The sequence below is a fragment of the Micromonospora sp. M71_S20 genome, from assembly GCF_003664255.1.
In the GTDB taxonomy this organism is placed as follows: Bacteria; Actinomycetota; Actinomycetes; order Mycobacteriales; family Micromonosporaceae; genus Micromonospora.
Window position 1 is genome coordinate 4,009,138 of the sequence record NZ_RCCV01000001.1, and the last position, 21,123, is coordinate 4,030,260.

Here is a 21,123-nt window from a genome sequence, read left to right on the forward strand (position 1 = left end):
AGGAGAACCGCCGCCGTGGCCATGCAGTTCTACGCCTCGCCCGAGCAGATCATGCGCGACCGCTCCGAGCTGGCCCGCAAGGGCATCGCCCGGGGCCGCAGCGCGGTGGTCCTGAGCTACGAAGGCGGGGTGCTCTTCGTCGCCGAGAACCTCTCCAGCGCCCTGCACAAGGTCAGTGAGATCTACGACCGGATCGGCTTCGCCGCCGTCGGCCGCTACAACGAGTTCGAGAACCTGCGCCGCGCCGGCGTGCGGATGGCCGACCTGAACGGCCTCAGCTACGACCGGCGTGACGTTACCGGCCGGGCCCTGGCGAACGCCTTCGCGCAGACCCTGGGTGCCATCTTCACCGAGCAGTCGAAGCCGTTCGAGGTGGAGATCTGCGTGGCCGAGGTCGGCACCACCGCCGAGGACGACGAGCTCTACCGGCTCACCTACGACGGATCCGTCAACGACGAGCCGGGCCGGATGGCGATGGGCGGGCAGGCCGAGGCGATCACCGGCGTGCTGAAGTCCCACCACCGTCCGGACATGTCGCTGGGCGAGGCGGTGAAGGTCGCGATGCAGGCGCTGAGCAGCGTCGGGGGAGAGGGCGGCGCCGCCCGGACCATCGCCGCCAACCAGTTGGAGGTGGCGGTCCTGGACCGTCGCCGGGTGGGGCGGACGTTCCGCCGTATCACCGGGGCCGCGTTGACCGCGCTGCTCGACGGCGACAAGGCCGAGGAGCCGGTGTCGGCCCGCCCGGAGACGCCGACCTCGCCGACCGAGGAGGCGAAGAAGCCCACCACGTCCGCCGGCTCGGCGGACCTGGAGGGCCGGGACACCCCCGAGGCGTAGCGGGGCACGTGCCGGGAGGGCGGTCCGGGCGTGGACGCGCCCGACCGTCCTCCCGGGCGGCTTGCCAGCGGGTCGGGTCCGGCCCGCGCGTCGCAGGGGCCTTCCGACGCCGACGTACGAAGCCCGGCCGGTTGGCGGATCCGCAGCGCCGAGGGTCCAACGGGGACGCTCCGCGCGGTAGGGCGGCGTGGCGGCGCCCCCACCCGGCGGGCGTACGGTGAGCGGCCGTGGCCATCCCGCGCCTCGTGGCCGCCGCGCGCTCGCCGGGCCTGTCGCTGTGGTGTCCCGGGCCGACCGTCGCCGATCCCGTGTGAGACGGGCGCGGTGTGCGCTGCCCATCTGGGGCCTCGGGCGGCTAATGTCTCATCATGGAGCGGCGAATCTTCGGCCTCGAGACCGAGTACGGCGTCACCTGCACCTACCGTGGGCAGCGGCGGCTGTCCCCTGACGAGGTCGCCCGGTACCTCTTCCGCCGTGTGGTGTCGTGGGGCCGGTCGAGCAACGTTTTCCTGCGCAACGGCGCCCGGCTCTACCTGGACGTCGGCTCGCACCCGGAGTACGCCACCCCGGAGTGCGACTCGGTGGTGGACCTGGTCGCGCACGACCGGGCCGGCGAGCGGATCCTGGAGGGTCTGCTCATCGACGCGGAGAAGCGGCTGCACGACGAGGGCATCGCGGGCGAGATCTACCTGTTCAAGAACAACACCGACTCGGCCGGCAACTCGTACGGCTGCCACGAGAACTACCTGGTGTCGCGGCACGGGGAGTTCGGCCGGCTGGCCGACGTGCTGATCCCGTTTCTGGTCACCCGGCAGTTGATCTGCGGCGCGGGCAAGGTCCTACAGACGCCGCGCGGGGCGGTCTACTGCCTCTCGCAGCGGGCCGAGCACATCTGGGAGGGCGTCTCGTCGGCGACGACCCGGAGCCGGCCGATCATCAACACCCGCGACGAGCCGCACGCGGACGCGGAGCGCTACCGCCGGCTGCACGTCATCGTCGGCGACTCCAACATGAACGAGGTCACCACGCTGCTCAAGGTCGGCACCGCCGACATCGTGCTGCGGATGATCGAGGCCGGGGTGGTGATGCGTGACCTGACGCTGGAGAACCCGATCCGGGCGATCCGCGAGGTGTCGCACGACATCACCGGCCGGCGCAAGGTGCGGCTCTCCTCCGGCAAGGAGGTCAGCGCGCTGGAGATCCAGCAGGAATACCTGGCCAAGGCGACCGAGTTCGTGGAGCGGCGCGGCGGCGACCAGACCGCCAAGCGGGTGGTGGAGCTGTGGGGCCGGGTGCTGCGCGCGGTGGAGACCGGCGACCTGGAACCGGTGTCCCGGGAGATCGACTGGGTGACCAAGCTGCGGCTCATCGAGCGCTACCAGCGCAAGCACGACCTGCCGCTGTCGCACCCACGGGTGGCCCAGATGGATCTGGCCTACCACGACCTGCGCCGGGGCCGGGGCCTCTACGGGCTGCTGGAGCGGCGCGGCGAGGTGGACCGGGTGGCGACCGACCCGGAGATCTTCGAGGCCAAGGAGACCCCGCCGCAGACGACCCGGGCCCGGTTGCGCGGGGAGTTCATCCGGCACGCCCAGGAGAAGCGGCGCGACTTCACCGTCGACTGGGTGCACCTGAAGCTCAACGACCAGGCGCAGCGCACTGTGCTCTGCAAGGACCCGTTCCGGGCGTACGACGAGCGGGTGGAGCGGTTGATCGCCAGCATGTGACCGTGCCGCCGGCCCGGTGCGGTGCTGACCGCCGCCCGGGCCGGCCGGGCCGGTAGGCTGACCGCGCCATGACGACTTCCGAACCTCCCGAGAGCGGCCGCCAACGGCAGAACTGGGCCGAGCGCCGCCGCGAGAAGATCCGCGCCGAGATCGAGCGCAACCGGCGCGGCGAGTACACGGTGCCCACCTGGGTGCTGGCGCTCGCGCTGGTGTTGATCGTGGGCGCCTGGCTGGCCCTGATCTTCCTGTCCTGAGCCGCCCCGGCGCCGTTCCCGCCGGCCCGGCAACTCCGCAACATCGAAGTTGTGCCGGCCGCGCGAAGCTGGCACCGTCGTGCCCGTTCGGCATTGTCGGGTGACCGGCCGCGTGCGCTGCGTGGTCGCGGCAGGGAGGGTGACCGCATGGCACACATCGACCTCGGTCTCGACGAGCGGGCGCATCCGGGCATCAGCGGCCCGATGCGGTTCCGCCCCGAGACGGCCAAGCCGCTCAACGAGCTGGCGGAGACGCTGCTGCGCGCCCCGCACCCGACGCTGACCCCGGGGGAGCGGGAGCTCATCGCGGCGTACGTGTCGGGGCTCAACGAGTGCCGGTTCTGCTGCGCGTCGCACTCGGCGTTCGCGGCGGCGCAGCTGCCCACGGGCATGCGGCTCGTCGACCAGGTCCGTGCCGATCCGGCGACCGCCGAGGTCGACGACAAGCTGCGGGCGCTGCTGGAGATCGCCGGTGCCGTGCAGCGCAGCGGCCGGGACGTGACGGCGGAGCTGGTCAAGGCCGCCCGGGGTGCCGGCGCGACGGATCTGGAGATCCACGACACTGTCCTGATCGCGGCCGCGTTCTGCATGTTCAACCGGTACGTCGACGGGCTGGGCACGCTGGCTCCGGAGGACCCGGCGGTGTACGAGCGGACCGCCGAGCACATCGTGCGCTACGGCTACGGCGCGAGCTGACCGGACCGCCGCCGGGCCGGCCTGCGCCCCGCCCGCCTGGAAACCGACCCCACCCCCGTCCGCCGAAGCGTTGACCCCGCCCCGCCGCCGAGGAGCGTCGCGGCGGCACCCGGGGGCAGGGCGGCTCAGGACAGCAGGCGCGCGGCGTGCCGGCCGGCCGCGGCGGCGGCCAGGAAGTAGGCGTGGTCGGCGTCGAGGCCCCGGCCCATGGTGGACAGCGGCACCGGCGCGGCCCGCAGCGCGGCGTCGAGCCCGTCGGTCGGCACCCGGACGACGGTGTGCCGCGCCGTGAGGGGCGCCAGCGCCGCGTCCACCTCGCCGGCCAGCGCCGGCGCCAGGCCGTCGGGCACGACCAGCTCGGCGGGGGCGAGGGCCACCCGGCCGTACGCGGTGAGGCTGTGGTGCGACACGCCGCGGTGGCGGGGGCGGGGGTCCGCGTCGGAGATCCGCAGCGAACCGATCGGGCGCCCGCCCAGCGTGGCGACGGCGTTGACGGCCTCGCCGACGGCCACCCCGGAGAAGCCCCACCGGGTGCCGGTGCCCAGGTTGCCCGGCCCTTGGGCGACGATCGCCACGTCGGCGCGCAGCACGTGCCGGGCGGCCAGCAGCCCGCTGTGCACGGTGCTCGCCTCCAGGTCACCGCCGAACGCCTGGCCGACGGTGACCGTGCCGACGAGGTGGTCGCGCACGGCGGCGAGGGTGCGGGAGAACCAGGCCGGCAGTGCCCCGCCGTCGGTCAACAGGTACGCCACCCGGGCGGCGGGGGCGTCGACGTGGATGCCGGCCAGGACGGCCGGCAGCGCGGAGTGCAGGTCGGCGGTGACGACGGGCAGGCCGGCCAGGTCGTCGGCGGCTGCCATGATCTCCCGGTGCGGGGAGGCCTCCTCGTCGACGCCGAGCAGGATCGGCTGCAACGGGGTGTAGCGGGCCTTGACGAGATGGCCGGCGTCGCGGCTGTCGAGGGCCTGCGGCGGGTCCGGGGGCAGCCGGTCGGGCAACGCCACGACCAGGGCGTACCCGCCGGTGCCGAGGCCCATCAGCAGCGCGCCGGCGTTGAGCAGCACCCGGTCGCCGGGCTCGGGCCGGCCGACGAGCGCGGGGTAGGCCAGGGCGCGTACGGTGCCGCCGTCGGGCAGGTCGACGTCCAGTTCCACCGCCCCGGTCCACTGCCGCCGCAGCGCCGTCACCGTTCCCGACCGCCATCGCACCATGCCCGGCACGCTAGCGTCGCCGCCCGGAGCGGGCGCGCCCGGGGCGGCACGGCCGGACGGCGGTCAGCCGCCGGGGCCGCCGGGTTCCGGGGCGTCGCCGCTGCGGGTGGGGTCGAGGAAGACGTACCGGATCTGCGGGTGACGGGCGGTGAGTCGCCGCTCGGCCTGGTCGGCGGCGGCCTCGATGGTCGCGCCGCTCGCCTCGTCGTCGAAGTCCACCTTCGCGGCGACCAGGACGTCGCTCGGGCCGAGCTGCATGGTCAGCAGGGTGTCGATCCGCCGCACGGCGGGCAGGCCGGCGAGTTCCTCGCTGATCTCGCCGCGCAGCCGTTCGGGCACCGCCCGGCCGACCAGCAGCGAGATGTTGCTGTGGGCCAGGACGGTGGCCACCACGAGCAGCAGCACGCCGATCAGGACGGAGGCGGCGCCGTCCCAGAGCTCGTCACCGGTGAGCTGGGACAGAGCGACCCCGGCGGCGGCCAGCACCAGCCCGATCAGGGCCGCGCTGTCCTCCAGGAACACCGCCTTCAGGGGAGTGTCGGAGGTCAGGTGCAGGAACCGGCGCGGCGTGGTGCGCCAGCGCCGGGACTCGGCGCGGACCTGGCGCACGGCGCGGGCCAGCGAGACCGACTCGATGGCGAACGACACCGCCAGCACGACGTAGGTGATCAGGTAGTCGCCGCTGTGCTCGTGCACCAGGATGGTGGTGACGCCGTGGGTGATGGCGAAGCCGGCGCCGGCGACGAACGTGAACAGCGCCGCGAGGAACGCCCAGACGTAGCTCTCCTTGCCGTACCCGAAGGGGTGGCGGGCGTCGGCGGGCCGCGCCCCGCGGCGCAGCGCGAGGTACAGCAGCACCTCGGTGGTGGTGTCGGCGACGGAGTGCACGGCCTCGGAGAGCATCGCCGCCGACCCGGAGATCACCCCGGCGACGAGCTTGGCCACCGCGATGGCGAGGTTGGCGGCCCCCGCCACCACGACGGTGCCGACGCTCTCGGTCCTGACCTCCGGCTGGGCCACCACGCCACTGTAGGGTCGTCGGCGGCGGGCCGTCCGGCGACCGGTGAACCGGCCGGTCGCGACGCGGGACACGTCCTGCCCGCGTGGGTGCACGGACGCGGCGCGCGGGCTGCTAGCGTCTACCGCGTGTCGCGGACCCGCACCGAACGCCTGGTCAACCTGGTTATCTGCCTACTGTCCACACGACGGTTCCTGACCGCCGCGCAGATCGCCGCGACCGTGCCCGGCTACGAGCACGATCCCGACGACGCCCGCGACCACGAGGCCTTCCAGCGTAAGTTCGAGCGGGACAAGGCCGAGCTGCGTGAGCTGGGCGTGCCGCTGGAGACCGGGACGGCGAGCGTCTTCGACGCGGAGCCCGGCTATCGGATCGCCCACCGGGAGTACGCGCTGCCCGACATCCCCCTCGAACCGGACGAGGCCGCCGCGGTCGGCATCGCCGCCCGGCTGTGGCAGCACGCCGGCCTGGCCGCCGCCGCCTCCTCCGGGCTGGCGAAGCTGCGCGCCGCCGGCGTCGACGTGGACCCGCAGGCCACGCTGGGCCTGGAGCCGATGGTGACGGTGGACCCGGCGTTCGCGCCGCTCACCGCGGCGGCCCGGGACCGGCGCGAGGTCAGCTTCGACTACCGGGTGCCCGACCGCGACGACTCCACCCGCCGCCGCCTCCAGCCGTGGGGCGTGGTCTGCTGGCGGGGCCGCTGGTACGTGGTCGGGCACGACCTCGACCGCGATGCGACCCGCTGCTTCCGGCTGTCCCGGGTGGTCGGCGCGGTCCGGGCGACCGGCGCCCCCGGGGGCTACGAGCCGCCGGCCGGGGTCGACCTGATCAGCCACGTGGCCCGCTGGTCGGGGCCGGCGGAGCGCACCGGGCGGGCCACCGTGCTGGTCGCCGCCGGACGCGCCGCCGGGCTGCGCCGCTGGGCGGTCGACGTCACCGCCTGCCCCGACGGCGACCGGCTCGTCCTGCCCTACGCCGACGCGGACGTCCTCGCGGGCCAGCTCGTCGGCTACGGCCCGGACGTGCGGGTGCTCGATCCGCCGGAGGTGCGCGACGCGGTGATCCAGCGGCTCAAGGAGATCGCCGCCCGGCACGACGATCTCGCGGTCGCCGGGGGTGTCCGGTGACCCGGCCGGCCGCCCGGGGCGGCTCCCGCGCGTCGGCCGACCGGCTGGCCCGGCTGCTGAACCTGGTGCCCTACCTGCTGGCCCGGCCCGGCATCGAGCTCGCCGAGGCGGCCGGGGACCTGGGCGTCACCGAGCGGCAGCTGCGCGAGGACCTGGAACTGCTGTGGGTGTGCGGGTTGCCCGGTTACGGCCCCGGTGACCTGATCGACATGGCCTTCGACGGCGACCGGGTGACGATCACCTACGACGCCGGCATCGACCGGCCGCTGCGGCTCACCCCGGACGAGGCCCTCGCGTTGGTGGTGGCGCTGCGGATGCTCGCCGAGACGCCGGGGGTGACCAACCGGGAGGCCGTCGAGCGGGCGCTGGCCAAGATCGAGCACGCGGCCGGTGACCTGGTGGCGGCGCCGGTCGAGGTCCGGCTGCCCGCCGACACCCGCCGGGTGGCGGAGCTGCGGGCGGCCGTCGAGAGCGGCCGGGCGCTGCGCATCACCTACTACACGGCCGCGCGGGACGAGACCACCGAGCGCGTCGTCGACCCGCTGCGGATGCTTATGGTCGGCGGGCGGGCGTACGTGGAGGCGTGGTGCCGCCGGGCGGAGGCGGTGCGGCTGTTCCGGGCCGACCGCATCGACGCGGTCACCGAGTTGGACGAGCGGGCGGTGGTGCCGCCGCAGGCCCGCCCGCACGACCTCACCGAGGGCGTGTTCCGCCCGTCGCCGGACCTGCCGCTGATCACCCTGCGGATCGGTCGGGGCGAGCGGTGGCTGACCGAGTACTACCCGTGCGAGCGGGTCGAGGCCGGCGGCGGCGACCACTGGCTGGTCTCGCTGCGGGTCACCGACCTGGGCTGGGCCCGCCGGTTCGTGCTGGGCCTGGGCCCGGACGTGGCCGTGGTCGCCCCGGTCGAGCTGGCCGAGCAGGTCCGGGCCGCGGCGGTCGCCGCCCTCGACGCGTACGCGTCGCCGCCGCCCGTGCCGGTCGGCGGGTCGGACACGCCGCGGGCGGTGTCCCCAGCCGACCCGGCGGTGACCGCGGGCACGCAGTAGGCTGGCCGCCGTGGTGAAGTGGATCGTGCTCGCGGTGGTGCTGTTCGCGCTCGTCGTGTTCGCCCTGGCCCTGCGGCCGGTGCTGGCGCGGCTGCCCCGGCTGCGTCGCGCGGCCGTGGCCCTGCAACGCCGGGCGACCGAGGCGGAGGCGCTGCGGGAGACCGCCGAGACCCTCCAGGCGCGGGCGGAGGCTCTCCAGGAGCAGCTCGACACCACCCAGCGGCGGCTGGCCGTGATCAAGGCGAAACGCGGCGGCTGATCGGTCGGTGCCCGGTCCCTGCGCGTTCCGGTCCGGTTGCGCGCAGGAATGATCCTCCGGCAGATGGTTGACGGGACGTCCCGCGTTGGTCAAGACTTCACCGGCCGGGACGAACCACCACCACCCGGCGGGTGGCAGCGGCCGTCGGCGGACGTACGATGGGCTGCGGTACACCCCACACGACGACACAGAGCGACTGGAGCTTCCCATGGGTGCCCTCAAGCCGTGGCACATCGCCGTACTCGTGGTCGTGCTGATCCTGCTCTTCGGCGCGAAGCGGCTCCCTGACGCGGCCCGTTCGCTGGGCCGTTCGCTGCGGATCATCAAGGCCGAGACCAAGAGCCTGCACGACGACGACCGCGACCTCGCCGAGAAGGCCGACGCGCAGTCCGGCTACCAGCCGCTCCCGCCGCAGACCGTTCAGGGCCAGCCGTACGCGCCGCCGCCCGCCGGGCAGCAGCCGCACGTCGCCCCGCAGCAGCAGCCGTACGCACCCCCGGTCAACGACCCGGTGCAGCGCGTCCGCGACAACTGACCGAAGGGCCCGAGACCCGTGGCCTTCGCCCTCAAGAAGCGCGGTCCGAGCAACTTCGAACGGGCCGCCGACGGCTCGATGACGCTCATCGAGCACATCCGCGAGCTGCGCAACCGGTTGTTCCGCGCCTCCCTGGCTATCGCGTTCGGGCTGATCATCGGCTTCCTGCTCGCCCAGCCGGCGTTCGACCTGCTCAAGCAGCCGTACTGCCGGCTTCCCGGCATGATCGTCGACGGTGAGTGCCAGAACTTCCTGCAGCTCGCGCCGACCGACGGCTTCGTCCTCAAGCTGAAACTGGCGCTCTGGATCGGGTTGATCATCGGCGCGCCGGTGTGGCTCTACCAGCTCTGGGCGTTCATCGCGCCCGGCCTGCACCGGCACGAGCGCAAGTGGGCGTACGTCTTCGTGGCGATCGCGGCGCCCCTGTTCGCCGCCGGCGCGGTGCTGGCCTTCTTCGTGGTGGACAAGGGCCTGGCCTTCCTGCTGGAGGCCGGCGTCACCGGCACCGACTCGCAGCTCGAGGTGACCCGGTACATCTCGTTCGTCACCAACATGATCCTGCTCTTCGGAGTGGCGTTCGAGTTCCCCCTCACCCTGCTGATGCTCAACTTCACCGGGGTGGTGAGCGCCCGCCGGTTGCTCAGCTGGTGGCGGGCCGTGGTCTTCATCTGCTTCGCGTTCGCGGCGATCGCCACCCCCGATCCCGGGCCGTTCGGCATGACCCTGCTGGCGCTCTGCCTGTCGCTGCTCTACTTCGTCGCCGTCGGGGTGGCGTTCCTCAACGACAAGCGCAAGGGACGTGGCAAGGAGGTCTACGCGGGCATCGGCGACGACGAGGTGTCGCCGCTGGAGTTCGACCCCGACCCGGTGGAGGCCGGCCAGCGGGTGGACGCCAGCGCGCCGATCGCCGCCCCCGAGCCGGTCGCCGCGCCGGCGCCGATCGAGCGCCGCTACGACGACATGACCTGACCGGCGGGTCGTCCCCGTCGACGCAACGGAACAAGCCCTCCCTCGCCGGGGGGCTTGTTCCGTTGCCGCCCCGGTGCGTACGGCACCGCGAAACGCGCCCCTAACGCACGGCGCGTCAGCCGTCAGCACCCAGTCGGCAATCCGTCACGAGACATCCACGAGCTGCAATCGGGTAAGCAGATCTTTACGATGTGTCGACGTGTCCGACGAGGGAGGTCGCTGTCCAGTGCGTCGCCCGACGTGTCGTCGTCCACCCGTCACCGGCCCGGAGGCCATCTCCCCGCCGCCGCGGCCCGGGGTGCCCGTCGCACGGTTCCTCGTGCGGCAGGGAGCCGCGGTGGGGGCGGGCGTGCTGAGTGCCGCCCTGCCGCGCGAGCCGGCCGCCGCCGCGGACCGGGCCGCCGTCGCCCCGGCAGCGGCGGCCCCGGGTGACCGGTCTCCCGGGGTGAGTGCCCGCCCCGGCTGAGCCCGGGCGGGCCCGCCCGCGCGGTCGTCCGGTCCCTCCGCCCCCACGCCGGGCCACCCGGATGCCCCACCGTCGGTCGTCGTTGTCGCGCTTCATGATCCAGCCGTTTCCGTCCGGCCAGCCTGCGCGGTCCCGTCAACGGGACCGCTCGCCGCCCCGCACCCCCAGATCGGAGCCACGCGTTGATCCGCGTCGTCGTTGTCGAGGAGATGGGCCTGCTGCGTACCGCGCTGTGCGCGGCACTGTCGAGCGAGGAGGACATCGAGGTCGTCGCCGAGGTGACCGGGATGGCGGAGCTGCCCGCCCTGGTGCGTCGGCACCGGCCGGACGTGGTGCTGGTGGACCTGGCGCCGGACGCCCCGGACCCGGTCGAGGTCGTCGCCGAGATCACCGGAGCGGTGCCCGACACCGCCGTGCTGGCCATGGGCCGCCGGTGGAGCCAGCGGATCGTCGGGGACCTGCTGGCCGCCGGCGTACGGGGCCTCGTGGGCAAGGACGCCTCCCTGGAGGCGCTGGTCGGCGCCGTCCGGGAACTCGCCGCCGGCGGCAAGGTCATCGACGCCGACGCCGCCGTGACGGCGCTGCGCCCCACGTCGGGCCCGCTGACGCGCCGGGAGGTGGAGGTGCTGCGGGTGGCCGCGGAGGGCCTGCCGCTCAAGGAGATCGCCCGCCGGCTCTACCTCGCGCACGGGACGGTGCGCAACCACCTGTCGGCGATCATGCGCAAGACCGGCGCCCGCAACCGGATGGAGGCGGTGTGGCGCGCCCGCCGCGACGGCTGGATGTAGCGGGCCGGGCGCCCAACCGGCCGGGAGGTGCCGGTGCCGGCCGCCCCCGTCCGGCCTGGACGGTGCCGGATCGCTCGCCGAGCGGAACCCGGCGGGGCGTGCTTGAATTCTGACGGTCCGTGATCTGTCTGACGACGCTCCGGAGGGGTCAACGTTGATCCGTACCCTGCTCGCTCTCGACGGCGCCCTGGTCCGTGGCGCCCTGTCGCTCGTGCTCGCCGCCGAGGCGGACATCAGCGTGGTGGCGGAACTGGACCGGGGCGACGCCCTGCCGCCGGCGGTCCGGACGCAGCGTCCCGACGTCGCGGTCGTGGACCTCGACCTCATCGGCGAGGCGGGCGTGGCGGGGCAGTGCCCGTTGCTGGTGCTCGCCGACCGGCGCCGGGCGCGCAACCTGCACCGGGTCTTCGTGCCGGGGCGCACCGTCGGGATCCTCGGCAGCGACGTCTCACCGCACCGGGTGCTGGACGGCATCCGGCGCCTCGCCCGCCGCGAGTCGGTGGTCGACGCCGACCTGGTGATGGCGGCACTGAACCGGGACAGCCCGCTCACCTCGCGGGAGACGGAGATCCTCGACCTGACCGCGGCCGGGGCGCCGGTCGTGGAGGTCGCCCGGACGCTCGGGCTCGCCCCGGGGACCGTGCGCAACCACCTCGGCCGGATCGCCCGCAAGGCGGGCGCGCGCACCAGGATCGAGGCCGTGCGGGTCGCCCGCGAGGCCGGCTGGATCTGACGCCCGGCGCCGGGCCCCGCGGCGGTCAGGAGCGGCCGAGTGGTACGCGGTCCGGCGGCGCCACGTCGTCCCAGTGCCCGACCAGCTCGCGGTAGGTGGGCGAGCGGGTCAGCAGGTCGTCGTGGGTGCCGACGAGTGGCCGGTCGCCGTCGAACACCAGCACCCGGCGGGCCCGGGTCGCCGAGCTGATCCGGTGCGCGATCACCACCAGGGTGCCGCCCCGGCGGGCGAAGGCGTGCTCGACGGTCGCCTCCAGGGTCGGATCCAGGTGACACGTCGCCTCGTCGAGGATCACCAGCGGCACCGGGGCGAGGTAGGCCCGGACCGCGGCGACGAGCTGACGCTCCCCGGCGGAGAGGGCGGCCGGGTCGAGTTCGGCGTCGAGCCCCCCGAGACGGGCCACGAGGGGACCGGCGCCGAGGGTGCGCACGGCGGCGTGGACCGTCGCGTCGTCGGCGTCGGGGTGCAGGTAGCGGAGGTTGTCGCCGACGGAACCGGTGCGCACGTACGCCTCCTGCGGCACCAGCACCCGCAGCCGGGCCAGTGCCTCCGGGGGCGTGCCGTCGACCGGTACGCCGGCCAGGTGGACGGTGCCCGACTCCGGTGCCGCCAGCCCGGCGACCAGCGCGGCCAGGGTGGACTTGCCGGCGCCGCTCGGCCCCACCACGGCCAGGTGGTCGCCGGCCGGCACCGTCAGGGTGAGGTCCGCCAGGACGGGTCGGGCGTGCGGGCCGTACCGGAAGGTCAGCCCCCGAAGCGCGACCGCCGGCGGGTCGCCGACGGCAGCGGCGGCCCACGGCGCCGGGCGGACGGCCGGCGGCGACGGGACGGCGGCAGGGTGGGACGGCGGGGTGGCGGGCGGCCGGAGGTCGGGGGGCGGGCTGGTGCGCAGGATCCGGCCCAGGGTGACGGCGTAGCGCAGGCCGCCGCCTCCGACGCCCTGCACGACCGCGTGCAGGGCGGGTTGCAGCCCGGTGGTGACGTAGACCAGCGCCCCCAGCACGGCGCCGGCGCTCAGCCCCTGCCGGACCAGCCACGGCGCGGCCAGCACCAGCACCACCACGGGCAGCCAGCCGCCCACGCCGAGGCTGAGGCTGCGCAGCGCCGCCATCCGCGCGAGGGTCCGCTCCGCGTCGGCCTGCGCCCCGACCCGCCGGCCCACGTCGGACACCACGCGCTCCTGCGCGCCGCAGGCGACGACGTCGCGGTGCCCGGCCAGCGCCGACGCCGCCGACCGACCGAGCCGCTCGCCGGCGGTCACCTGCGCCCGCTGGTGCGCCACCATGGCCGGCAGCGACGCCCCGAACACGGCCAGCCCCACCACCAGCGGGGCGGCCACCGCACCCGCCAGCGGCGGGGCCAGGGCGAGCAGGCCGAGCAGCGCCGCGCCGGCGGTGAACAGGAACCCGCGGACCACCAGCAGCAGCCCGCCGAAGGTGTCCCGGACCACCTCGACCTGGTGGGTCAGCCGGGCCACGGTGGCGCTGTCCGCCCGGCCGCCGGCCCGGGTGGCGTCGCGCAGCGCCCCCTGCACCACCCGGGCGGCCAACTCGTCGCGGAACGGTTCGACCACGGCCCCGAGGCTGCGGTACACCTGGCCGGCGGCCGCCGCGCCGACCAGCACCGCCGCGGCGAGCCCGGCCAGCCAGGCCAGGCCGGTGCCGAACTGGCCGGCCAGGAAACCCCGGTCGACGGCCCGGGCCACGAGCACCCCGGCGAGCAACGCCGGCAGGGCCTCCACCGCCGACCAGGCGGCCAGCCGGCCCAGGGCCCGGCGGCGGGCCCGCAGCGCCGCCCAGGTGGTCCGGCGTACGCCGGGGCCGCTCATCGGGCGTCTCCGCCGGGCGTGAAGACCGCCCGGTAGGCCGGGTCGGACCAGAGCTGCCGGTGCGGTGCCACGGCCCGCAGCCGCCCGCCGTCGAGCCACGCCACCAGGTCGGCCGCCGCCGCCGTCGTCGCGCGGTGGGTCACCACGAGTCGGGTACGCCCGCCGGCGCCGGTCGCCACCGCGCGGGCGATCCGGTGTTCGGTGGCGGTGTCCAGGCTGGACGTGGCGTCGTCGAGGACGAGCAGCCGCTCGGCGGGGAACGCGCGGGCCAGTCCGAGGCGCTGCGTCTCGCCGCCGGAGAACGGCGCGTCGGCCAGCCGGGTGCGGAAGCCCTCGGGCAGCCGGGCGACGACGTCGGCGACCTGCGCCGCCCGTGCCGCGGTCAGCACCGCCGGGGTGGCCGGGGCGGCGCCGGCGGGCGGTCGCGCCGAGTCGGCGGTCAGCCCGAGCCCGATCGCGTCGTGCACCGTCTCGCCGACCAGGACGGGCCGGTCGAAGGCGTGGCCGACGGCCCGGCGCAGCGCGGGCGGGTCGAGCCGGCGCAGCGGCACCCCGTCCAGCAGCACCTCGCCGGTGTCCGGGTCGTGCAGCCGGCCGGCCACCGCGGCGAGGGTCGACTTGCCGGCGCCGGAGCAGCCGACGACGGCCACCGTGGCACCCGCCGGGACGGTCAGGTCGATCCCGTCGAGGACCGGCCGCCCGTCCTCGGCGCGCACCCCGACCCCGCGCAGCCGCAGTTCGCCCCGGCCGGGCGGCAGCGCCTCGGTGCCGTCGGGGCGTACCGGGTGGGCCAGCGGCTCGGCGATCCGGCCGGCCGCCGCGCGGCTGCGGACCAGCCGGTTCAGGGTGGCCAGCACCGCGCCCAGCCCGGCGCCGAGGGCCGCGTACTGCACGGCGGCGACGAGTTGGCCGGGGGTGAGCCAGCCGACGGTCAGCGCGTACCCGCCGACGGCCACGACGGCCACCTGGAGCAGCGGCCCGACGGCGGCGGTGCGGGCGCCCGCCCGGGCCAGCAGCCGCCAGCTGAGCAGTCCGTACCCGCGCAGTTCCGGCAGGGCCGCCAGCACCCGCTCGCGTTCCCGGTCGACGGTCGCGGCGGCGGCGATGGTGCGGGCGCCGCCGAGCGCCTCCAGCAGCCGGCCGGCGATCACGCCCAGCACCCGCTGGTAGCCGGCCACGGCGGCGGAGGCGTCGGTGACGAAGGCGCGCATGAGCAGCGCGAGCAGGGCCAGCCCGGTGAGAAGGGTGACGCCGAGCAGCGGTTCGAGCAGGGTGAGCGCGACGACGCTGCCGACCGGGGGGAGCAGCGCGACGACGCCCAGGACCACGGCGGTGCCGGCCTGCCCGGCGTCGGCGGCCTGCGCGGCGAGGCGGCTGACCAGGTCGCCCACCGGATAGCGGCGGACGGTGCGTACGTCGCAGGCGAACAGGTGGCGCAGCAGGCGTAGGCGCAGCCGCGCGGTGGCCCGGGCCGCGCCGTACCCGCTGGCCACGTCGGTGAGGATGTCGGTGGCCATGAGGACGGCGATCAGGCCGCACGCCGCGGCCGGCCACCGGACGCCCCCGTCGCCGCCGACGGCGGCGTCGACCGCGAGCCCGAGGACGGCGGGCAGGGCGAGTTCGGCGGCCGCGCCGGCGAGCGCCACCGCGCTGAGCAGGACCGTCCAGCCGCCGCCGTCGCGGACCACCCGCCGCAGCAGCTGGTCGGAGCCGGTCGCCGTCCGCATCGGTCCTCCCGCAGAAGACGTGCGGCCCTGGGCGGACACGTCCGTCCGCCCAGGGCCTCGCGTGATGACCTGATCAGTTGCAGGTCGTGACGGACAGCGAGCTGTCGCCGCAGAGCAGCAGGCTCGCCCGGCTGCCACCGCCGGTACGGTCGGCGGGGGCCATCTCCATGCCCTGGAGGTCGAGAAGCGCCATGTCGAGTCATCTCCTTCTGTGCTGGTCTATCGGGTGGTCTTGTCCTGACGTCGCCGGTGAAGGCGAACGGATCAGTTGCAGGTCGTGACGGACAGCGAGCTGTCGCCGCAGAGCAGCAGGCTCGCCCGGCTGCCACCGCCGGTACGGTCGGCGGGGGCCATCTCCATGCCCTGGAGGTCGAGAAGCGCCATGTCGTGTCACCTCCTTCCGTGCTGGTCGGTCGGATCGGTCGCCCTCGCCGAGGCGGGGGAGTCGGGGGCGCCCGCCAGGGGCGCGAGGAACGGCAGGCTCACCGGGGTGTCGGGCCGCGCGGCGGCCAGCGCCAGCAGCACGCCGGCGGTGCCGGTGCCGAGGTCCATGGACAGCCGCAGCAACTGCTCGCCGGGGAAGGCGGTGCCGTCGCGGTAGGGCAGGGCGTGCCAGGCCAGCCGGGCCACCTGGGCTTCGCGTTCGCGGCAGCGCTGCGGATCGTCGGGGTACGCCGCCAGGTAGGCCACGATGCCGGCCCGTCCGGTGAAGAGGCCGGACTGCGCGTAGAACGGGGACCGCGCGGCACGGCGCACGCCGGCGCTGGCCTCGGCGAACCGCTCGTCGGCGCGGTGCCGCAGGTACTGGTCGAGCACCAGCCCGATCCCGACGCTGCCCTGCCCGAGGTAGGGCATGGTGCGCCAGCCCTCGTTGACCTCCAGCGCGCCGTCGGGGCGTACCACGCAGCGGCGCAGGTCCTGGCACAGGGCCGTGGCGGCGTGCTCCAGCAGCGCCTGCTCGCCGGTCAGCTCGTGCAGCCGCACCAGCAGCAGCGCCGGTCCGGTCCGGCCGCGCAGCAGCCCGGCGTACGGGTTGCGCCCGCCGCTGATGTCCGGCCCCGGGTCGTCGGCGAGTTGGTCGACCACCCGGTCGGCGGCCCGCCAGGCCGCGTCGCGCAGGGCCGTCTCGCCGGTGCGCCCGGCCAGGTCGGCCAGGTTGAGCGCGATCCCGGACAGGCCGCCCGAGAGGCTGTGGTCCAAGCCGTCGAGCGGCTGGCGCAGGCAGATGTCGAGCACGTCGAGGGCGTCCTGGCGGCGGCCGAGCGCCTCGAGGGCGTACGCGACGCCGTGCAGGCCGTCGTAGAAGCCGCACCGGGTGCCGGAGGCGGGCGCCGTGGCCCGGCGGACCAGCCACTGCTCGTGCTCCGGCCACCGTCCGGCGCCGCTGACGTGCAGGGCGTACAGGACGCCGGCCGCGCCGTGGGCGAGGTTCAGCCCGCCGCTGCGGAACTGCTCGATGTCGCCGGGGAAGAGCCGGTCGTCCCGCTCGGGTGTCGCGCTGGCGAGGATCGCCCGGGCGAGCCGGTCCCGGTGGGCCGCTCCGACGTCGACGGTGAGGTCGGGTGCCGGCCCGGCGTCCGCCGGGGCGGTGCCGGTGATCTCCTGTACGGCGTCGTCGAGGAGTTCCCTCGGCACCGGGAAGTGCTCGGCGATCACGTCGGCGAGGTGCGCTGCCTTGTCCGGCCCGAGCCGGACGAGCTGGGTCAGCGGCAGGAACAGCGCCAGCCGCAGGCAGGCCAGGGCGTACCGGTCGACGGCGGGACCGGTGCGGTCCCGGGGTGCGGCGAAGCCCTGGTTGCGCAGCCCCGGCCGGCGGTGGCCGTCGATCGGCGCGGCGACCTCGAAGTCGACAAGCGCGATCCGGTCGTCCGGGCGGACCATGACGTTGAACAGGTGCAGGTCGCCGTAGACCAGGCCGCGGTCGTGGATCGCCGTGACGACCTCCTCGACCTGCCGGTGCACGTCCAGCGCCCAGCGGGTGTAGTCGGCGCGGTCGGCGTCGGTGGCGTCGGCGTCGATCAGCGGGTACCGGTCGACGAGGACCTTGTTGAGCGCGCGGCCCTCGATGAACTCCAGCGCGAGGAACCGGTGCTCGCCGAGGGCGAACTCGTCGTGCACCCGGGGCACCTGCGGCAGGTCGGCCAGCCGGCGCAGCGCGTCGGCCTCCCGGGCCAGGCGGGCCACCGCGTCGGTGCCGTCGGCGTCGAGACCGGCGTGCGGCCGGGCCTCCTTCAGCACCACCTGGGTGTCGGTCCGCACGTCCCGACCGACGTAGAGGCCGCCGCCGTTGGAGAAGTGGATGACCTTCTCGATCCGGTACGGCACCTCGTCGGTGCTGGTGGCGTTGCGGGCGGCCAGGTGCGGGCCGAGGAAGTCGGGCAGCGTCACCCAGGACGGCACGTGGAACACCGGGTCGCGGCGGTCGGGCACCAGCGTGCCCGTGTCGTCCTCGATCGCCGGCACGACCTGGCCGTCGGGGGAGTGGCAGTAGCGAGCGGCGAAGCCGCCGTAGCGTACGTGCACCGGGCCAGCGCCGTGGCGCAGGTCGCTGAGGATGTACGGGCCGGGCTCGCCGGCGAGCAGCTCGTCGAGCTCCTTGCAGACCAGCTCCAGCTCCGCGTCGTCGCGGGGGTAGACGGTGACGAACTTGCCGCTGGCCGCCCGGGAGGCGTACTTGGAGTTGCGCAGCAGCAGGGTGCGCGGGCCGCGCAGGAACTTGAAGGACAGTCCACGCGGGACGCAGTAGTCCCAGACGGCGTCCAGCACCCGCTCGGCGTTGTCGAGCGTCGCCGACACGTGGATCTTCCAACCCTGCTGCGGCAGCGTGCCACCCTCGGGAGCGTAGATCAGCCAGTCGTCGAGCGGCTCGGAGCGCCAACCGTCGGGGACGGGCCGCTGGGCCGCGGCGAAGGTGGGTTGCTCGACCGCGCTGCCGAGGGAGTCGTAGAAAAGCCGGTCGGCGGCGCAGTAGCTGTCGTAGCGCTCGTCCACCCTGACCACTCCCTCCGCTGTTCGGTCGGTGCCTTTGCCGATCGGCCGATGCCCCCGGCCTGTCGATGGATACGAGTCTGTCCGTTCGGGCTATGGCGGCTCCAGTGCGTTCAGTCATGACGACGAATGCGTGCCGCACGGGTCGCCGTGACAAATGTCAGTTGCGCCCCGGGGCGCGCGATGCCGCCGGTGGTTCGCCGGCCGTGGGGCCGGGCGGTACGCCCACCCGGGCCGGTGGCGGTACGGTGCTCGCCGTGACCGCAGACGATCACCCCTCCGTCGCCGGCGTCGGGCCCGTCGCCGTGCTGGCCAACCCGACCGCGGGCCGGGGTCGGCACCGAGGGTTGCTGCCGCAGGTCCTGCACCGGCTCGCGGCCGCCGGCCGGCCCGTACGCCCGCTGCACGCGCGCACTGCCGACGAGGCCGAGGCGGCCTGCCGTGCGGCGGTGCGCGACGGCGCCTCGGCCCTGGTCGCGGTCGGCGGCGACGGGACCGTGCACCGCGCGGTGCAGGCCATCGCCGGGACGGGCGTCCCGTTCGGCCCGGTGCCCGCCGGCACCGGCAACGACTTCGCCGCCGACACCGGCTTCCCGGCCGACCCGCTCGCCGCCGTCGACGTGATCGCGGCGGCGCTGCGCGACAACCGCACCCGCCCGGTGGACCTGGCGCGGATGACGGGGGCCGACGGCGGGGACCGGTGGTACGGGGCGGTGCTCGCGGCCGGCTTCGACGCGATCGTCAACGAGCGCGCCAACCGGATGCGCTGGCCGAGCGGTCCGCGCCGCTACGACCTGGCGATCCTGGTGGAACTGGCCCGGCTGCGCCCGCGCCGCTACACGCTGCGCCTCGACGGGGTGGCGCACGAGGTGGACGCCGTGCTGGTGGCGGTGGGCAACTGCGCCAGCTACGGCGGCGGCATGCGGATTTGCCCGGACGCGGACCCGACCGACGGCCTGCTCGACGTGGTGGTGGGCGGCCGGTTCGACCGGCGCACCCTGATGCGGGTCAAGCCGCGCATCTACCGGGGCACCCACGTGACGCATCCGCTGGTACGCAGCTACCGCGCCCGTACCGTCGAGCTGAGCGCCGAGGGCATCACCACGTACGCCGACGGCGAGCGCGCCCTGCCCCTCCCCCTGACGGTCACGGCCACCCCCGCCGCCCTCCACCTCCTCCGCTGACCTTTTCGCCCCCACCCCACCCCGGCGTCGATCATGCAGTCGTGGTGCCCCGCACAAGCCGCGTGAGCGGACGCAACCGGCACCAGAAGTCCATGATCGACCCGCGCGGGGCGGCGCGGGGTGGGTTAGGAGGGGGTGTGGGTGATGCGGTCCAGCCATTCGGCCAGCAGGGCGCGTTCTGCGGGGCTGAGGTCGGTGCTGAGGGTGTCGAGGGCGGCGCGCAGCGCCACCGCGTGCCGGACGGGTCGGTCGGCCCGGGAGGTCGCCCGGGCGGCGGGGGAGTCGGTGACCAGGGCGGCGAGCACCGCCTCGCGGGTGCGGGTCGACAGGGCCGGGTCGCGTTGCGGCGGCGGGGTCCGGATCAGGGTGAGGGTGACCCCGCAGGAGCTGGCGTGCAGCATCTCGGTCGCCTGGTCGACGCCCGTGCGCAGCCGGCCCGCCTCGGCCACCCGGTGCACGAGTTGGCGCAGGATGTCGGCCGCGACCCGGGTCGCCGTCGGGGTCACGCCGGGGCGCGGGTCGCCGTACATGAGGGCGTGGAACGCCGGATTGGCCACGCCGAAGCCGACGTGCAGGTCCCAGCCCCGGCGCAGGTCGTCGACCGGGTCGTCGACGAGGTCGCGGGCCGCCTGGGCGTGCAGGTACGCGGCGAACCCGTAGCTGGCCGCCGCGTCCAGCAGGCCGCGCATGTCGCCGAACTGACGGTAGATCGTGGGCGCCTGCACCCCCGCCGCCCGGCTGACCGCGCGGGTGGAGACGGCCTCCCGGCCACCCTCGGCGAGCAGCGCGGCGGCGGCCCGGACGATTCGGTCCCGGGGCGACGTCTCGGTGATCATGGCAGCGACGATAACGCCTTCGCGTTAGCGCCGCGTGTTAACGGCGCTGTCGGCGTGCCGTTAACTCTGCTTCTCGATGCCGGCCAGGTCCAGCACGGCACCCAGTCCGTTGGCCCGACCCGCCTCGGCGGCCGGCAGCACCAGCACCGCGCACCCGGCCGCGACGGCCCCCGCGTCGGCCGGGGTGTCGCCCACCATCAGCGTCCGCTCCGGGTCGACGCCGAGCATCCCGCAGGCGCGCAGGAAGATCCCCGGGTCCGGCTTGCAGCGCCCCACCTCGTACGAGAGCACGAACGCGTCGACCAGCCCGGCCAGCCCCCAGGCCTCGAAGTGCGGCCGGATGTCGAAGCCGATGTTGCTGACGACGCCCACCCGGACGCCCCCGGCCCGCAGCGCGGCCAGGGTCGGGGCGGTGTCCGGGTAGGGCACCCAGCCCTCGGGCACCAGCACCCGCTCGTAGAGCGCCTCCGCGAAGCCCTCGATGCCCGCGTCCACGGTCTCGGCGAGCCCGGTGTAGGCACCCCGGTGGGCGTGCGGGTAGAGGTCCCGGTCGGCCCAGAGCTCGGTCAGCCGGGGCGGCACCCGGGTCGGCAGCGGCCCGCCCGCCCGGCCGGCGGTCAGCAGCCGGTCGGCCAGCGCGGTGGCCCGCATCCGCTCCAGGGTCACCCCGCAGGCGGCCGCGGCCGCGAGCACCCAGTCCCGGGGCTCCTCCACCTGGGCCAGGGTGCCGTGGAAGTCGAGCAGGACCGCCTCCACCGGCCGGCGGGACGGACCCGGGCGGACGGCGTCGTCGGCGCCGCGCGAGGCGTGGGGCGGTTCGGCATGATCCGGCACGTCGTGCACCCTACCGACCGCCCCCGACCCCGCTGCCGGTCGGCCTTGTCCGGTGGC

Annotated in this window: 21 protein-coding genes; 12 read left to right on the top strand and 9 right to left on the bottom strand. The window is 75.3% G+C overall.

From position 1 onward, the window contains the following. The first annotated feature begins 15 nt into the window (after positions 1 to 15). The 4 genes from prcA (at position 16) to DER29_RS17160 (ending at position 3,514) form a co-directional block, all read left to right on the top strand. On the top strand, positions 16 to 837 hold the full coding sequence (gene prcA / locus DER29_RS17145; RefSeq protein WP_121398240.1) for a proteasome subunit alpha: 822 nt from the start codon (positions 16 to 18) through the stop codon (positions 835 to 837). A 368-nt stretch (positions 838 to 1,205) separates the two neighbouring features. Then, positions 1,206 to 2,564, top strand: a complete 1,359-nt coding sequence (gene pafA / locus DER29_RS17150; protein WP_121398241.1) for a Pup--protein ligase — start codon at positions 1,206 to 1,208, stop codon at positions 2,562 to 2,564. Between the two features lie 68 nt (positions 2,565 to 2,632). Next, entirely contained in the window at positions 2,633 to 2,818 is a 186-nt protein-coding gene (locus DER29_RS17155) for a hypothetical protein (RefSeq protein WP_121398242.1), read from the top strand. Between the two features lie 147 nt (positions 2,819 to 2,965). Next, the gene (locus DER29_RS17160) at positions 2,966 to 3,514 is read left to right on the top strand and encodes a carboxymuconolactone decarboxylase family protein (RefSeq protein ID WP_121398243.1); all 549 of its coding nucleotides are present in this window, start codon (positions 2,966 to 2,968) and stop codon (positions 3,512 to 3,514) included. A gap of 125 nt (positions 3,515 to 3,639) precedes the next feature. Here the strand turns inward: DER29_RS17160 and DER29_RS17165 are convergent, their stop codons facing one another. Both DER29_RS17165 and DER29_RS17170 read right to left on the bottom strand, forming a co-directional pair. Next, entirely contained in the window at positions 3,640 to 4,725 is a 1,086-nt protein-coding gene (locus tag DER29_RS17165) for a DUF3866 family protein (protein WP_121399292.1), read from the bottom strand. Between the two features lie 63 nt (positions 4,726 to 4,788). Further along, positions 4,789 to 5,745 (bottom strand): cation diffusion facilitator family transporter, encoded by a 957-nt coding sequence (locus DER29_RS17170; protein ID WP_121399291.1) that lies wholly within the window; start codon positions 5,743 to 5,745, stop codon positions 4,789 to 4,791. Positions 5,746 to 5,871: 126 nt separating this feature from the next. On the opposite strand from DER29_RS17170, the gene DER29_RS17175 reads away from it, so the two are divergent. From DER29_RS17175 to DER29_RS17205, 7 genes are all read left to right on the top strand, one after another. Then, the gene (locus DER29_RS17175) at positions 5,872 to 6,870 is read left to right on the top strand and encodes a YafY family protein (protein WP_121398244.1); all 999 of its coding nucleotides are present in this window, start codon (positions 5,872 to 5,874) and stop codon (positions 6,868 to 6,870) included. Continuing rightward, on the top strand, positions 6,867 to 7,919 hold the full coding sequence (locus tag DER29_RS17180) for a YafY family protein (RefSeq protein ID WP_121398245.1): 1,053 nt from the start codon (positions 6,867 to 6,869) through the stop codon (positions 7,917 to 7,919). The genes DER29_RS17175 and DER29_RS17180 overlap by 4 nt, the downstream gene beginning before the upstream one ends. 10 nt (positions 7,920 to 7,929) lie before the next feature. After that, positions 7,930 to 8,178: a DUF5320 domain-containing protein gene (locus DER29_RS17185; protein WP_121398246.1), complete on the top strand. Its 249-nt coding sequence runs from the start codon at positions 7,930 to 7,932 to the stop codon at positions 8,176 to 8,178. Positions 8,179 to 8,386: 208 nt separating this feature from the next. After that, on the top strand, positions 8,387 to 8,713 hold the full coding sequence (gene tatA / locus DER29_RS17190; RefSeq protein WP_121398247.1) for a Sec-independent protein translocase subunit TatA: 327 nt from the start codon (positions 8,387 to 8,389) through the stop codon (positions 8,711 to 8,713). A gap of 18 nt (positions 8,714 to 8,731) precedes the next feature. After that, complete coding sequence (tatC, locus tag DER29_RS17195) at positions 8,732 to 9,682, top strand: twin-arginine translocase subunit TatC (RefSeq protein ID WP_121398248.1); 951 nt, start codon at positions 8,732 to 8,734, stop codon at positions 9,680 to 9,682. Between the two features lie 648 nt (positions 9,683 to 10,330). After that, on the top strand, positions 10,331 to 10,936 hold the full coding sequence (locus DER29_RS17200) for a response regulator transcription factor (RefSeq protein WP_233599873.1): 606 nt from the start codon (positions 10,331 to 10,333) through the stop codon (positions 10,934 to 10,936). A gap of 154 nt (positions 10,937 to 11,090) precedes the next feature. Next, the gene (locus DER29_RS17205) at positions 11,091 to 11,669 is read left to right on the top strand and encodes a response regulator transcription factor (RefSeq protein ID WP_121398250.1); all 579 of its coding nucleotides are present in this window, start codon (positions 11,091 to 11,093) and stop codon (positions 11,667 to 11,669) included. A 25-nt stretch (positions 11,670 to 11,694) separates the two neighbouring features. Here the strand turns inward: DER29_RS17205 and DER29_RS36095 are convergent, their stop codons facing one another. The 5 genes from DER29_RS36095 to lanKC all read right to left on the bottom strand — a co-directional run bounded on the left by DER29_RS36095 (position 11,695) and on the right by lanKC (position 18,215). Further along, on the bottom strand, positions 11,695 to 13,497 hold the full coding sequence (locus DER29_RS36095; RefSeq protein ID WP_121398251.1) for an ABC transporter ATP-binding protein: 1,803 nt from the start codon (positions 13,495 to 13,497) through the stop codon (positions 11,695 to 11,697). Next, positions 13,494 to 15,224: an ABC transporter ATP-binding protein gene (locus DER29_RS17215; protein ID WP_121398252.1), complete on the bottom strand. Its 1,731-nt coding sequence runs from the start codon at positions 15,222 to 15,224 to the stop codon at positions 13,494 to 13,496. Before DER29_RS17215 ends, DER29_RS36095 begins: the two co-directional genes overlap by 4 nt. 73 nt (positions 15,225 to 15,297) lie before the next feature. Continuing rightward, entirely contained in the window at positions 15,298 to 15,417 is a 120-nt protein-coding gene (locus DER29_RS17220; protein ID WP_089003486.1) for a SapB/AmfS family lanthipeptide, read from the bottom strand. A gap of 71 nt (positions 15,418 to 15,488) precedes the next feature. Continuing rightward, positions 15,489 to 15,608 (bottom strand): SapB/AmfS family lanthipeptide, encoded by a 120-nt coding sequence (locus DER29_RS17225; RefSeq protein WP_089003486.1) that lies wholly within the window; start codon positions 15,606 to 15,608, stop codon positions 15,489 to 15,491. A gap of 6 nt (positions 15,609 to 15,614) precedes the next feature. Then, a complete protein-coding gene (gene lanKC, locus DER29_RS17230; RefSeq protein WP_121398253.1) occupies positions 15,615 to 18,215 on the bottom strand; it encodes a class III lanthionine synthetase LanKC in 2,601 nt (866 codons plus the stop codon). 245 nt (positions 18,216 to 18,460) lie between these two features. Here lanKC and DER29_RS17235 point away from each other — a divergent pair, with 245 nt between their 5' ends. Beyond that, complete coding sequence (locus DER29_RS17235) at positions 18,461 to 19,396, top strand: diacylglycerol kinase (RefSeq protein ID WP_233599874.1); 936 nt, start codon at positions 18,461 to 18,463, stop codon at positions 19,394 to 19,396. Between the two features lie 125 nt (positions 19,397 to 19,521). Here DER29_RS17235 and DER29_RS17240 read toward each other — a convergent pair whose 3' ends face one another. Further along, a complete protein-coding gene (locus DER29_RS17240) occupies positions 19,522 to 20,232 on the bottom strand; it encodes a TetR/AcrR family transcriptional regulator (RefSeq protein ID WP_121398255.1) in 711 nt (236 codons plus the stop codon). A gap of 60 nt (positions 20,233 to 20,292) precedes the next feature. Next, entirely contained in the window at positions 20,293 to 21,066 is a 774-nt protein-coding gene (locus tag DER29_RS17245; protein ID WP_121399293.1) for an HAD family hydrolase, read from the bottom strand. Positions 21,067 to 21,123 lie beyond the last annotated feature (57 nt).

What these genes read in the sequence shown, in the direction of transcription:
- DER29_RS17155 (WP_121398242.1), top strand. Translation starts at nt 2,633, where the DNA reads ATGACGACTTCCGAACCTCCCGAGAGCGGCCGCCAACGGCAGAACTGG.
- DER29_RS17225 (WP_089003486.1), bottom strand. Translation starts at nt 15,608, where the DNA reads ATGGCGCTTCTCGACCTCCAGGGCATGGAGATGGCCCCCGCCGACCGT.
- DER29_RS17215 (WP_121398252.1), bottom strand. Translation starts at nt 15,224, where the DNA reads ATGCGGACGGCGACCGGCTCCGACCAGCTGCTGCGGCGGGTGGTCCGC.
- DER29_RS36095 (WP_121398251.1), bottom strand. Translation starts at nt 13,497, where the DNA reads ATGAGCGGCCCCGGCGTACGCCGGACCACCTGGGCGGCGCTGCGGGCC.
- DER29_RS17220 (WP_089003486.1), bottom strand. Translation starts at nt 15,417, where the DNA reads ATGGCGCTTCTCGACCTCCAGGGCATGGAGATGGCCCCCGCCGACCGT.
- DER29_RS17165 (WP_121399292.1), bottom strand. Translation starts at nt 4,725, where the DNA reads ATGGTGCGATGGCGGTCGGGAACGGTGACGGCGCTGCGGCGGCAGTGG.
- tatA (WP_121398247.1), top strand. Translation starts at nt 8,387, where the DNA reads ATGGGTGCCCTCAAGCCGTGGCACATCGCCGTACTCGTGGTCGTGCTG.
- DER29_RS17160 (WP_121398243.1), top strand. Translation starts at nt 2,966, where the DNA reads ATGGCACACATCGACCTCGGTCTCGACGAGCGGGCGCATCCGGGCATC.
- DER29_RS17240 (WP_121398255.1), bottom strand. Translation starts at nt 20,232, where the DNA reads ATGATCACCGAGACGTCGCCCCGGGACCGAATCGTCCGGGCCGCCGCC.
- pafA (WP_121398241.1), top strand. Translation starts at nt 1,206, where the DNA reads ATGGAGCGGCGAATCTTCGGCCTCGAGACCGAGTACGGCGTCACCTGC.